Source organism: Thioalkalivibrio sp. AKL7, from assembly GCF_000381705.1.
Lineage (GTDB): Bacteria > Pseudomonadota > Gammaproteobacteria > Ectothiorhodospirales > Ectothiorhodospiraceae > Thioalkalivibrio > Thioalkalivibrio versutus.
Genome location: NZ_KB906948.1, coordinates 84600 through 98215, shown reverse-complemented (window position 1 = coordinate 98215; position 13616 = coordinate 84600). Strand labels below are relative to the sequence as shown.

11 protein-coding genes and 1 pseudogene are annotated in these 13616 nt (G+C 67.7%); 11 read left to right on the top strand and 1 reads right to left on the bottom strand.

Annotated features, from left to right (window positions below):
• The first annotated feature begins 42 nt into the window (after positions 1–42).
• From G315_RS0103320 to G315_RS0103280, 9 genes are all read left to right on the top strand, one after another.
• Positions 43–1014, top strand: coding sequence for a complex I NDUFA9 subunit family protein (locus tag G315_RS0103320; protein WP_018144763.1), 972 nt, complete (start codon positions 43–45; stop codon positions 1012–1014).
• Between the two features lie 24 nt (positions 1015–1038).
• On the top strand, positions 1039–2271 hold the full coding sequence (locus G315_RS0103315; RefSeq protein ID WP_018144764.1) for a multifunctional CCA addition/repair protein: 1233 nt from the start codon (positions 1039–1041) through the stop codon (positions 2269–2271).
• A 137-nt stretch (positions 2272–2408) separates the two neighbouring features.
• Entirely contained in the window at positions 2409–3065 is a 657-nt protein-coding gene (locus tag G315_RS0103310; RefSeq protein WP_018144765.1) for a protein-L-isoaspartate O-methyltransferase, read from the top strand.
• Positions 3066–3176: 111 nt separating this feature from the next.
• A complete protein-coding gene (locus G315_RS0103305) occupies positions 3177–4508 on the top strand; it encodes a TolC family outer membrane protein (protein WP_018144766.1) in 1332 nt (443 codons plus the stop codon).
• A complete protein-coding gene (locus G315_RS0103300) occupies positions 4508–5077 on the top strand; it encodes an isochorismatase family protein (RefSeq protein WP_018144767.1) in 570 nt (189 codons plus the stop codon). Before G315_RS0103305 ends, G315_RS0103300 begins: the two co-directional genes overlap by 1 nt.
• An 18-nt stretch (positions 5078–5095) precedes the next feature.
• Positions 5096–5242 (top strand): hypothetical protein, encoded by a 147-nt coding sequence (locus G315_RS14620; protein WP_018144768.1) that lies wholly within the window; start codon positions 5096–5098, stop codon positions 5240–5242.
• Positions 5243–5252: 10 nt separating this feature from the next.
• Positions 5253–6104: a hypothetical protein gene (locus G315_RS0103290; RefSeq protein ID WP_018144769.1), complete on the top strand. Its 852-nt coding sequence runs from the start codon at positions 5253–5255 to the stop codon at positions 6102–6104.
• Positions 6104–7174, top strand: coding sequence for a homoserine O-succinyltransferase (locus tag G315_RS0103285; protein WP_018144770.1), 1071 nt, complete (start codon positions 6104–6106; stop codon positions 7172–7174). Before G315_RS0103290 ends, G315_RS0103285 begins: the two co-directional genes overlap by 1 nt.
• Positions 7175–7318: 144 nt before the next feature.
• Positions 7319–8659, top strand: coding sequence for an MFS transporter (locus G315_RS0103280; protein ID WP_018144771.1), 1341 nt, complete (start codon positions 7319–7321; stop codon positions 8657–8659).
• A gap of 286 nt (positions 8660–8945) precedes the next feature.
• On the opposite strand, the pseudogene G315_RS14705 reads toward G315_RS0103280, so the two are convergent.
• Positions 8946–9228: pseudogene (locus G315_RS14705) on the bottom strand (hypothetical protein).
• 302 nt (positions 9229–9530) lie between these two features.
• On the opposite strand from G315_RS14705, the gene G315_RS0103270 reads away from it, so the two are divergent.
• Positions 9531–11429, top strand: coding sequence for an ATP-binding cassette domain-containing protein (locus G315_RS0103270; RefSeq protein ID WP_018144772.1), 1899 nt, complete (start codon positions 9531–9533; stop codon positions 11427–11429).
• 164 nt (positions 11430–11593) lie between these two features.
• Positions 11594–13609, top strand: coding sequence for a methyl-accepting chemotaxis protein (locus tag G315_RS0103265; protein ID WP_018144773.1), 2016 nt, complete (start codon positions 11594–11596; stop codon positions 13607–13609).
• The last annotated feature ends 7 nt before the right edge of the window (positions 13610–13616 follow it).

Here is a 13616-nt window from a genome sequence, read left to right as displayed (position 1 = left end):
GTATAAGACGATCCGCATTCGCTTTCGGAAGGACCTTGCCCCATGTCGATCGATTCGATTCGCAATGTCTGCCTGCTCGGCGGCACGGGCTTTGTCGGCCACCACATCATCCGCCGACTGATTGACCGCGGCCTGAAGGTCCGCGTGCTGTCGCGCCGCCCGCACCGCCATCGCGACCTCCTGGTCAACCCCGAGGTCGACCTGGTCGAGGGCAGCGCCCATGATCCCGCCACCCTGGAACGCCTGTTCGCGGGCCAGGACGCGGTGATCAACCTGGTCGGCATCCTCAACGAGCGTGGCCACAGTGGGGCCGGCTTCCGCGCCGCCCACACCGAGCTGACCGAGAAGGCCCTGGCCGCCGCCGAGTCGCAGGGCGTGCGCCGCTTCCTGCAGATGAGCGCGCTGAAGGCGGACATGGACGACGCCCCCAGCCACTACCTGCGCAGCAAGGGTGCGGCCGAGCAGGCCGTGTTCGCCAGCGAATCCCTGGCGGTCACTGTCTTCCGCCCCTCCGTCATCTTCGGGCCGGAAGACTCCTTCCTGAACCGCTTCGTGACGCTGCTGAAATTCTCGCCCGTGATGCCACTGGCGCGTGCCCGGGCGCGCTTCGCCCCGGTGTTCGTGGGCGATGTGGCCGAGCACTTCGTCGAGGCCCTGGAAGACCAGGATACCTTCGGCCAGGGCTTCGAGCTGTGCGGCCCGAAGACCTACACCCTGGGCGACCTGGTGCGGTATGTGGGCCGGGTCTCCGGCCACCGGCGCCCAGTAATCGGCCTGCCCGACTGGGCCGGCAAGCTGCAGGCCAGCGTGCTCGAGTTCGTGCCCGGCAAGCCGTTGTCGCGCGACAACTTCGCCTCGCTGACCATCGACTCGGTCTGCGACGGCGAACAGCAGCTGCCCTGCCCGACCCGCTTAGAATCCATTGCCCCCAGCTATCTGGGCGGTGGGGGCGCGGGGCGCGAGGCCCGCATGCAGCACCTGCGCACGCTCAATCGCGGGGCCAGCCGCGGCTGATCGAAGGGTGAACCGGTAACCGCCATGCAGACCTATCTCGTCGGCGGTGCGGTTCGCGACCGCCTGCTAGGGCGCCCGTTCACGGAGCGCGACTACGTCGTTGTCGGCAGCTCGCCGGAGGCGATGGAGTCCAATGGCTTTCGGCCGGTCGGGCGCGACTTCCCGGTCTTCCTGCATCCCGAAACCCACGAGGAATACGCGCTGGCGCGCACCGAGCGCAAGACCGCACGCGGCTATCACGGCTTCCAGTTCAATGCCTCGCCCGAGGTCACCTTGGAGGACGATCTCGAACGCCGCGATCTCACCATCAACGCGATGGCCGAGGACGCCGACGGCCGCTTGATCGACCCCTACAACGGCCAGGCCGACCTGGAGGCGCGCCGACTGCGGCATGTCTCCCCCGCCTTCGCCGAGGACCCGGTGCGCCTGCTGCGCGTGGCGCGGTTTGCCGCCCAGCTTGCGCCATGGGGCTTCGAGGTCGCGCCCGACACGCTGACGTTGATGCGCGAGCTCGTCACCTCCGGCGAGGTCGACGCCCTGGTACCCGAACGCGTCTGGGCGGAATGCGAGAAGGCCCTGAAGAGTCCGGCACCACGGCGTTTTCTGGAGGTGCTGCGCGAGGCCGGGGCACTCGCCGTCCTGTTCCCCGAGATCGAGCGGCTGTTCGGCGTGCCGCAGCCGGAGCGCTACCACCCGGAGATCGACACCGGCGTGCATACCTTGATGGTGCTGGACCAGGCGACCCAGCTTTCCGATGCACCGGAGGTCCGTTTCGCCGCGCTGGTGCACGACCTCGGCAAGGGCACCACTGACCCGGAGATCCTGCCCAGCCATCACGGGCACGAGGAACGCGGGGTGGACCTGATCCGCGCCCTGACCGAACGCCTGCGCATACCCAATCGCTACCGCGACCTGGCGGTGCGCGTGGCGCGCTACCACGGGCTGGTGCATCGCGTATTCGAGCTGCGCCCGAAGACCCTGATGAAGCTGGTCGACGGCCTGGACGTCCTGCGCCGCCCGGAGAACGTGGAGCCCTTCCTGCTGGCGGTGGAGGCGGACTTCCGCGGCCGCACCGGCTGGGAAGACAAGCCCTATCCACAGGCCGACGCGGTGCGCCGCGCAGTGGCGGCCGCGCAAGGCGTGCAGCCGGCGGCCCTGATAGCCGAGGGACACAAGGGCAAGGCACTGGGCGAGGCCCTGCAGCGCGAGCGCGTTCGCGCCATTGCCGCCGCCCTCGACGAACACCCCGACGCGTAGGAGCCTGCTCGCAGGCGAATGCCCCCGCCAGAGTCCGACGCGGGCAGGGGCATTCGCCTGCGAGCAGGCTCCTACTTGCCTGTTTCGGCCCGTGAACGTACTCTTTCGCGGCTGTCGAGCGCACTGAGGAAACTGCGATGGATTACGCCAAGGCCCGGATCAACATGGTCGAACAGCAGGTCCGCCCCTGGGACGTGCTGGACACCCGTGTACTGGACGTAATGGAAACGCTCCCGCGCGAGCGTTTCATGCCCGAGCCCTATCAGGCCCTGGCGTACGCCGATTCCGAGATCCCCCTGGGGCACGACGAGAACACCCTGCCGCCGGTCGTGATCGGCCGCCTGCTGCAGGCCGTGTCGCCGCAGCCGACCGAAACCGTGCTGGAGATCGGCACCGGTTCCGGCTACGTCACGGCCTGCCTGTCCCATCTGGCGGCCCAGGTCGACAGCGTCGAGCGCATCGACGAGCTGCGCCTGGCCGCCCGCAACCGCCTGACCGATCTCGGCATCGAGAACGCGCAACTGCGCACCGCCTCGGTGACCCCCGACTGGACCCCGCCGCGCCCGCGCTACGACGCGATCATCCTGACCGGCGGCATGACCGAATATGACGACTTCCTCGAGCCCTACCTGACTCTGGGCGGGCGACTGTTCGTGATTACCGGTGACGGTCCGATCATGGAGGCCCAGCTGATCATCCGCACCACCGAGGACGGCTGCCGCCACGAGGAGCTGTTCGAGACCCGCGTGAAGCCGCTGGTGGGCTTCGAGCCAAAGCCCGCCTTCGAATTCTGAGCGGCGCCCGGGGTGCCCATTTCAGGCGCGGGCAGCATGGGGTGGAGATCCCATGCCCGAACCGGCTCTGATAGGATAGGCTTTTCCTAATATCCTTCCGGAGTCGCGTCCATGAACCGTCTGCCGTCGCTTCTCGCCACCGCCGGGCTGGCCCTTGTGATCTCGGCCCCCGCCGCCGCCTCGAGCCTCCTGGAGGTCTACGAGCGCGCCGCCACGGAAGACGCGGAGCTGCGCACCGCCGAGGCGGAATACCGCGGCGTGCTGGAAAATCGCCCGATCACTCGCTCTGCCCTGCTGCCACAGATCTCCGGGCAGGCCGAGGCCGGCGCGTTCTACCGCGACGACCGCGATTCGCAAACCGGCAGCCTCGACGGTCGCCAGACCAGCTTTGGCGTCAATCTCTCGCAGAGCATCTACGACCGCCGCAACTACATTGATCTTGTGCAGGTGGATCTCGAGATCGCCCGCGCCGAGGCGGAACTGGATTCCGCCCGTCAGGACCTGATCCTGCGCGTCTCCCAGGCCTATTTCGACGTACTGATCGCACAGGAGACCCTGGCCTTTCGCGAGGCCGAGGTCGAGGCAATCGAGCGCCAGCTGGAACAGACCGAACGCCGCTTTGAGGTCGGCCTGGTCGCACGCACCGACGTCACCGAGGCCCAGGCCCAGCGCGACCTTGCCGAGGCCGAGCGCATCAGCGCCGAAAACCAGCTGGACCTGACCCGCGAACAGCTCGCGGTGATCACCAATACCTACTGGGAGCAGCTCGACATGCTGCGCGACGACGCCGAGCTGACCCCGCCGGATCCGGCCGACCCGCAGGCCTGGGTGGATATCGCCCTGGCGAACAACCTGGAACTGGCCGCCCAGCGTCTGAGCACAGAGAGCGCGCGCGAGCAGATCCAGCGCCAGCGCGCCGAGGGCCTGCCACGCATCAACCTGAACGCCTCGGTCAACGAGAACCGCTATCACGGCCTTGATGCCGGCACGACCGGCGGGGCGATGTTCTTCGAAGGCACCGAAGCCCAGGTCGGGATCCAGCTGGAGATCCCGTTCTACACCGGCGGTCGTGTCAGCGCCCTGACCCGTCAGGCGCGCGAGAATTTCCAGGCCGCGCAGGAAGGCCAGTCGCTGGTTGAACGCCGCACGACCCAGGACACCCGCAGCGCTTATCTGTCGGTGATCTCCAACAACTCGCGCGTGCGTGCCCTGGAGCAGGCCCTGGCCTCCACCCAGTCCGCGTTCGAGGCGGCCGAGGCCGGCTTCGAGGTGGGCACCCGCACCCAGGTCGACGTCCTGCTCGCCCTGCGCGAGGTCTTCCGCGCCGAGCGCGACTACGCCGAGGCCCGCTACGGCTTCCTCAGCGAGTCGCTGCGCCTGCAGCGCGCCGCCGGCCGCCTGAGCGTGACCGATCTCGAGGCCATCAACCGCCTGCTGGAGTAATGGCCGCTGCCGCTTCCAATCCGCGAGCCCGCTGCGAGCGTACGCGCTCGCGTCTGGTCCTGATCGACCTGCAGGAACGCCTGCTGGCCGCCATGCCGGACGCGCGGGACGAGGTCGAGCGCAATACCGCCCGTCTGATCGAGGCCGCACGCAAGCTGGATATCCCGATCGAGGTCTCGCGTCAGTATCCGCAGGGCCTGGGCGAAGTCACCGCCACTCTGCAGCAAGCGCTCGACGGTTACGGCTCGGTCACCGACAAGACCTCCTTCTCCTGCTGCGCCGAGGATGACCTGCGCGCGCGCCTGACAGGCGGCGACCAGATCATCCTGACCGGCTCGGAGACGCACATCTGCGTGACCCAGACGGCGCTGGAGTTGCTGGACGCAGGCGTGACCGTGTTCGTGGTCGAGGACGGGGTCTGCTCGCGCGACGCCGGGCGCAAGCGCAACGGGCTGGAGCGCCTGCGCGCCGCCGGCGCCATCATTACCAACCACGAATCGGTGCTGTTCGAATGGCTGCGCGACGCGGCCGATCCGCAGTTCCGCGAACTGAGCCAACTGATCCGCTAACCGGAGGATTCCGCAGGGATGCGCATACTCGGCAACATTCTATTGGGCGTCTGGCTGATCCTGTTCGGCCTGCGCGGCCTGCTGGGGCTGCAGTTCCAGTACGACCATTACGTCATCAGCGGCCTGGCGGTGATCGCCGGCATCCTGTTCATCCTGCGACGCTAATCGAGTCCCCATGCGCCTGACACCCGACGAATACCGCAACCAGGAGCACCGCCGCATCACCCTGCTGGGGATGTCCGGTGTCGGCAAGACGCGCCTGTCCAACATGCTCCGGCGCGAGGACTGGTTCCACTACTCGGGGGACTATCGCATCGGAACGCGCTACCTGAGCGAGCCGATCCTGGACAACATCAAGGCCCAGGCGATGGCGGTGCCGTTCCTGCGCGACCTGTTGCGCTCGGACTCGATCCAGATCATCAACAACATCACCGTGGACAACCTGCACCCGGTGGCGAGCTTCCTCGGCAAGCTCGGCAACCCGGAGCTGGGCGGCCTGCCGCTGACCGAATTCAAGCGCCGCCAGACCCTGCACCACCAGGCCGAGGTGCAGGCGATGCTCGACGTGCCGGACTTCATCCACAAGGCGCAAACGCTGTTCGGCTACCCGCATTTCGTCAATGACGCCGGCGGCTCGGTCTGCGAACTGGACAGCCCCGGCGTGCTCGAGACACTGGCCGAGCACACCCTGATCCTGTACATCAAGGCAACGGACGAAGACGAGCGCCAGCTGATCGAGCGCGCCGAGCGCGACCCCAAGCCGCTGTACTACCGCGAGGCCTTCCTCGACCAGCAGCTGGCCGAATACATGCGTGACGAGGGGCTGGACTACGTCGCCCAGATCGATCCGGACGCCTTCGTGCGCTGGGTCTTCTCGCGCCTGTTCCGCGCGCGCCTGCCGCGCTACGAGGCGATCGCCGAGACCCACGGCTACACCATCAGCACCACCGAGCTGGCGCGCGTACGCAACGCGGCCGACTTCGATGACCTGGTCTGCATGGCCCTGGAACGGGAGGCACGCCTCTAATGCCACTTGTCGCCTATTCCGATCTGCCCACCTTTGCCCGTCTGAAGAGCGAGGGCGAGACCGTACTGCCCAGCGACTTCGCGCAGCAGCAGGAGATCCGTGCGCTGCACATCGGGCTGCTGAACATGATGCCGGACGCCGCCCTGTCGGCCACCGAACGTCAGTTCTTTCGCCTGATCGGCGAGAGCAACCAGATCGCGCAGTTCTATATCCACCCGTTCACCCTGCCGCAGCTCAAGCGCGGGCCGAAGGGGCGCGATCACATCAAGCAGTACTACGAGGACTTCGAGGACCTGAAGAAAGAGGGTCTCGACGCGCTGATCATCACCGGGGCCAACGTCACCCAGCCGGACCTGGCACTGGAACCCTTCTGGGAGCCGCTGGCCGAGGTGGTGGACTGGGCCTGGGAAAACGTGACCTCGACGCTTTGCTCCTGCCTCGCCACCCACGCCGTGCTGCAGGCACGCTACGGCGAACACCGCCGGCACATGGGCGAAAAGCTGTGGGGCGTGTTCCCGCACCGCGTGGTGGACCGCGGGCACCCGCTGGTCACCGGCGTGAACACCCGCTTCGACGTGCCGCACTCGCGCTACAACGATGTCTCGCGCGAACAGTTCGAACGCCACGGGCTTCGGGTGCTGGTGGAGAGCGACCAGTCCGGCATCCACCTGGGCGCGTCGCCGGACGGCTTTCGCATGGTCTTCTTCCAGGGCCACCCGGAGTACGACTCCATCAGCCTGCTCAAGGAATACAAGCGCGAGGTCGTGCGCTACATCCAGGGCGAACGCGACGCCTACCCGCCGTTGCCGGAGAACTACCTGATGCCGCAGGCCGCCGCGATCCTCGGCGAGCATCGCGAGCAGGTCGAGGCCGCGCTGGAGCACTGCACCGAGATCCCGGCGCTGCCCGAGGCGCTGCTGCTGGACCGCCTGGACAACACCTGGCACGACACCGCGCTGGCGGTGATCAACAACTGGCTGGGCAACGTTTATCAGCTGACCAACCTCGACCGCCGCAAACCGTTCCGCGACAGCGTCGATCCGAGCGACCCGTTGGCCGGGCGGCGTTAGTCAGCCGCCGTCATTGCGAGGAGCCGAAGGCGACGTGGCAACCTCCCGAAGTTGGCAGTGCGCCAGGTCCCGGTGGCTCCGGTGGGAGGTTGCCGTGTCACTGCGCTCCTCACAATGACGGGGGCAACGCAACGGAAGGACTCCATGGCCGAACATGACCCGGACAAGCTGCCGCGCCCGATCGTCTCCCTGTACGAGACCATCGCCGGGGACGAGGACGCCCGCGTCTGCAAGGACATTCCGGAAAACGCCTGCAGCGCCCAGCCGACTAACTTTTTCGTCCACCTGGTCTCCAACACCCTGAGCAAGATCGGCGACGAGCTGGCCTCGGCCCGCCTGGTCCTCGCCTGGCTATTGGGCGCCCTGGGGGCCCCGGCCGCTTTCGCCGGCTTCCTGGTCCCGATCCGCGAGTCCGGCTCGCTGCTGCCGCAGTTGTTCGTGGCCGCCGCCATCCGGCGGCGGGCCATCCGCAAGGGCTTCTGGATCCTCGGCAGCCTGCTCTCCGGGCTCGCGGTGGCCGGCATGGCCGTGGTCGCGCTGACCCTAGAGGGTGCAGCCGCCGGCTGGGCCATCCTCGGGCTACTGGTGGTCTTTGCGCTTTCGCGCGGGATCAACTCGGTCGCGGCCAAGGACGTGCTGGGCAAGACCATCGCCAAGCATCGCCGCGGCACGGTGATGGGCTACGCCGCGTCGCTGGCCGGGTTCTTCACCCTGGGGCTGGGCATCTACCTCACGCTCGCGAACCTGGAAGAGGCCGGCATAGGCGTGTTCGTGGCCCTGCTGGCCGCCTCGGCCGGGGCCTGGTGGGTCGCCGCCGCGACCTTCACCCGGCTGCGCGAGGATCCGGGTGCCACCGAGGGTGGCGGCAACGCCGTCACCGAGGCCATCAAGTCGATGCGCCTGCTGTGGACCGACCGCGCCTTCGGTCACTTCGTGCTGACCCGCGCGCTGCTGATGAGCACGGCCCTCGCACTGCCCTTCTACGTCCTGCTCGCGGAGGACGCGACCGCCGGTGATCTGGGCACCCTGGGCCTGCTGATCCTCGCCAGCGGCCTGGCCTCGGCCGTCAGCGCCCCGGTCTGGGGCCGGCTGTCCGACCGCTCCGCCCGCTGGGTCCTGATCCTCTCGGGACTCCTTGCAGCCGGCCTCGGCATCGCGGTCGCCCTGAGCGTCTGGCTCGCGCCCGTCGGCACCGACCATGCGCTGGTCCCCGGCGGCTGGGTCTATGCGACCCTGTTCTTCCTGCTCGGGGTCAGCCATGCCGGCGTGCGTCTGGGCCGCAAGACGTACCTGGTCGACATGGCAACCCAGGAAACGCGCGCCGCGTTCACCGCCGTCAGCAACACCGTCATCGGCGGCCTGCTACTGATCGGCGGCCTGTTCGGGCTGCTGGCCCAGCTGGCCGGCACCGAAGTCGCCATCTTCGTGCTCGCGCTGATGAGCCTGGCCGGCGCCGTGAGCGCCTGGCTCATGGGCGAAGCCTGACGCCCGCCTCGTCCCCGCCGACTCCGCCGGCTGGCCACGGCTCGTCGTCGGTGCTTACATGCCTTCGCCCAGCCGCCTGCCCTGTTGTGGCTGGTCCGGGTTCGTCCTCCGGTGTTTACGGTGCCTTCGTCCGGCCGCCTGCCACGCGCTCTCTCGCGAGCGCACCGCGAGGTACTTTCTTGCTTGCCCAAGAAAGTACCCAAAGAAGGGCACCCGGATTTCGCCCGGGAACCTCGCTCCGGACGCGCTGGGCCGGCGGCGCTGAACTCGCTACGCTGCGCTTCGCTCAGACATCCAGCGCCTTCTCCCAGCCCATCACGCCCTCCGCGAGGGGCTCCATACGGGAGGAGAAGGTCAAGACAGACGGTATCCGGACACCAGCAGCCAGCCCCTGTCCCGTAGGGTGCGGTTGAGCGCAGCGCAACGCACCGGTCCCCGCGCCGTGCGGACCCGTGATGCGATTCGCTGCGCTCATCACATCCTACGCCCCCCGGCGCCCGCTTCGCGGGCGCGGCACGCCATGGCCGCAGGCCGAGCGTGCCAAAGATGCCGGAAGACCCAGCCTCCATCCATGAGCAACATCGCCGGGACGGCCGTTGTTTGGACCTTCCCCCCGTTGTCGTCGCGCCGAGTGGAGAGGCTTTTCGCGGGATTCAAGGCGCTGGATGTCTGAGCGGAGCCGCAGGCGGCCGGACGAAGCCACCGTAAACACCGACGACGAACCAGGGCCAGCCTCTCCCGGGAGGCGGCAGAACGAATGCGATTCCTGCTCCGGGATGGCGAGCCTGTAAGGCGTCACGGTGCGCGCTACGGCACGCCAAGGTGATAGTCTTGGCGCCCGCAACAACACTTGCTCGCGACCGGAATTCGAATGGCACTGCTCACCCTGCGCAACATCCACCTGGCCTACGGCATGGCCTCCCTGCTTGATGGCGTCAACATGAGCCTGGAGCCCGGCGAACGCGTCGCGATCGCCGGGCGCAACGGCGAGGGCAAGTCCACCCTGCTCAAGGTCATCACCGGCGAGGCCCAGGCCGATTCCGGCGAACTGACCCGCCAGGATGGCCTGACCACCGCCTACCTGACCCAGGAACTACCGCCCGGGATCGAAGGCACGGTCTTTGACGTGGTCGCCGAGGGCCTCGGCGAGGCCGGCCGGTTGCTGGAACGTTTCCACCACCTGAGCCAGGCCGCGGCATCGGGTGACATGGACGCCCTGGACAAGATGGGTCCAGTGCAATCGAAACTCGACGCCATCGACGGCTGGAGTCTGCAGAACCGGGTGGAGACCACGATTTCGCACCTGAGCCTGGATCCCGAGGCGCAGTTCGCCGCGCTGTCGGGCGGGCTGAAGCGACGGGTGTGGCTGGCGCGCGAGCTGGTGCAACGCCCGCAATTGCTGCTGCTCGACGAACCCACCAACCACCTGGACGTGGCCGCGATCCGCTGGCTGGAACAGTTCCTGATCGAAAGCGGACTGACCGTGGTGTTCATCAGCCATGATCGCCAGTTCATGGAGAGCGTGGCCACGCGCATCCTCGAGCTGGACCGCGGGCATCTGTACGAGCACCCACCATCCATCGAGGCCTTCCGCGAGCGCCAGGCCGAAAGGCTGGAAACGGAGGCCACCCAGCGCGCGGAGTTCGACCGCAAGCTGGCCCAGGAGGAGGTCTGGGTGCGCCAGGGCATCAAGGCGCGACGCACCCGCAACGAAGGCCGCGTGCGGGCACTTCAGGCATTGCGTCGCAAGCGTGCCGAACGCCGTGAACGCGGCGGCCAGGTGAAGATGAAGCTGAGTCCGGAGCAACGCTCCGGACGCCTGGTGATCGAGGCGGAACACGCCGATTTCGGTTACGACACCCCCATCGTGCGCGACGTGAACCTGCTGCTGCAGCGCGGGGATGCCCTGGGCATCGTCGGACCCAACGGGGCCGGCAAGACCACCCTGCTGCGCGGGCTCCTGGGCCAGATGGAGCCGCTCGCAGGCAGCGTCAAGCTGGGCACCCAGCTGGAGATCGCCTACTTCGACCAGGCCCGTGCCCGCCTGGACGAGGCGACCACGGTTCAGGATGCGGTCGGCGAGGGCCGCGACCGGGTCATGGTCAACGGCGAGAGCCGCCACATCCTGTCCTATCTGGAAGACTTCCTGTTCCCGCCCGCGCGTGCCCGCCAGCCGGTATCGGCGCTGTCGGGGGGCGAGCGCAACCGCCTGCTGCTGGCCAAACTGTTCCTCCGCCCGGCCAATCTGCTGGTGCTGGATGAACCCACCAACGACCTGGACGTGGAGACGCTGGAGCTGCTGGAGCAGCTGCTGATCGAGTACACCGGCACCGTTATCGTGGTCAGTCACGACCGCTCTTTCCTCGACAACGTCGCGACCTCGACCCTGGTCCTGCCGGGCGATGGCGCGGTCGAGGAGTTCGTCGGCGGCTGGTCCGACCTGCCCGAACGGGTCACCCGGCGCCTGCTGGAGGGCGAGTCCGGAGCGACCGCGAAGGCCGAGCCCGCGGCCAAACCCGCGGCGCCCGCACCCGAGCCGGCACCGGCGGCCCCACGCAAACGGTCCTACAAGACCGCGCGCGAACTGGAGGCCCTGCCGGCACGGATCGAGGCCCTGGAACAGGAACAGCAAAGCCTGACCACGGCCATGACCGAACCGGATGCCCTGCGCGACGGTGACCGCATGCGCGAACTGCAGGCGCGGCTGGAAGCCGTCGAGTTAGAACTGGCCCACTGCTACGAGCGCTGGGAACAGCTGGAATCCGACTGAGCCCCGGCACGTCTACCCTGCGGCGACGCCCTGAATAACCGGCTCAACTCTGAGCGCGGCCGGCCGTAACAGGGGTTGAATAACCACCTTTCGAGTCCGCGGTCGTAATGGCCGCGGCCGGTTCGTGAAGCGCCGGACACAAGGCGCCCAGAAGGAGTCATCGCATGCTGGACAAACTCTCCATTCGGGGGCTGCTGATCGCCGGCTTTGGCCTGGTGGTTGCCATTTTGATCATCAACTCCCTGCTGGCCCTGCGCGCGATGAGTACGGGCAGCCAAGGGGTTGAGCAGCTCACCCAGGCCGACTACCCGGCGGTAGCCCGGGTCAATGACGTCGAGCAATTGCTGCAGGAGAGCGCTGCGTTTCTCGGGTTCTACCTGATGAGCGAGGAGCAGTCCCACCGCGACGCGTGGCAAAACGCGATGCGTGACCTCGATGGCGCAACCCGGGCCCTGAACGAGAACCCGGTGATCGCCGCCGACGAGGAGCTGTCCGCCAGCGCAACCGAGGTCCGCCGGCTGGTCAACCAGTTCGCCAGCTTCGAGGACCGACTGATCGAGGTTGCCGAAAACGCCGCCGAAAACATGCCGGCGCTGGGAATCGCCAATGCCCGGGCCAACCCTGCCAGCCGCGAGATGACCCAGCAGACCAACATGATGATCAGCGCCGAGATGGGCCTCCCGCGCTTCCAGCGGTCCTGGGATCGTCTCGACACCCTGCATGACCTGCGCATGTCGGTGGTGCAGGTCACCTCGAACCTGCGCGGCTTTATCGCCTTCCGTGACGATGCCTTCCGCGAGAATGTCCGACTGTTCGCGACTCGCACCAACGACATCACTGCACAGCTGATGGACCAGTTCGACGATCTGGACTTCGAACAGCAGATCGCGCTGGAGGACTTTCAGGGGGCGCTGGACACCCAGAACACGGCGCTGGATGACCTGATTGAGATCCACGGCAGCGAACAGGCGCTGCAAGACGCCTACCTGATCCGTACCGAGATCGGGCCCGGTCTGATCGAGGCGCGTGACCACCTGCAGGGGCTCAGCGAGCGGATTACCAATCGCGCCGAGCGCAGCGCCGCCGCCCTGACCGCCGACATGCGCGCGACCCAGACCACCCAGGGCGTGCTGGCCCTGATTGGCGTGATCCTGGGCTTGGCCGGCGCGGTGTTCATCATCCTGGTGGTCCGGCGCGCCCTGGCCCACTCGACCGCGGCACTCGAGGAGATCGCGGACGGCGATGGCGACCTGAGCCGTCGCCTGGACGAGAACGGCCTGATCGAAACCGCACAGCTGGGCCGGGCCTTCAACCGCTTCACCGACAAGATCGCCCAGGCCATCGGCAATGCCCGCGGCGGTACCGAGACGCTGAATCGCGCCACCGAGAACCTGAACCAGGAGGCCTACCAGGCCCGCGAGGCCGTCTCGCGCCAGCGCGACGAGACCGACCGCGTCGCCACCGCGATCAACGAACTGCAAAGCAGCGCCGAGGAGATCGCCCGCAACACCGATGCGACCTCCCAGGCGGGCCAGGAGGCCGGGAATGCAGTGAACAACGGCTCCGAGGTGATGAGCAAGAACATCGAGTCCATGGCCTCGCTGCTCGGGACGGTCGAACAGGCGGCCGACACCGTGGCCAAGCTGGGCGAGGACTCGAAGCAGATCGGGACCATCCTCGAGGTGATCCGCGGCGTGGCCGAACAGACCAACCTGCTGGCCCTGAACGCGGCCATCGAGGCCGCCCGCGCCGGTGAACACGGCCGCGGCTTCGCGGTGGTGGCCGACGAGGTACGCAAGCTGGCGACCCGTACGCAGGAATCCACCGACGAGATCGAGACCATGATCGCGCGCCTGCAGTCCGCCACCACCAGCGCGGTGAAGGCCATGCAGCACGGCCAGGAAGAGGCCGAGGCCACCATGGAGCACACCTCCGAGGTGAACGGTGCCCTGCAACAGATCCGCCAGTCGGTGACCACGATCGTGGAGATGACCGAGCAGATCGCGGTCGCCTCGCGCGAACAGAGCACGGTAGTCGAGGACATCAACCGCAACATCGTGCAGATCTCCGACGAGGCGGATCAGTCGGCCAATACCGCCGACCGCGTCAGCGCCGCCTCCGACGAGCTCAAGCAGGTAGAGAAGGAGATCCAGCAGGCACTGGCCCAGTTCCGGCTCTGACCGGGCG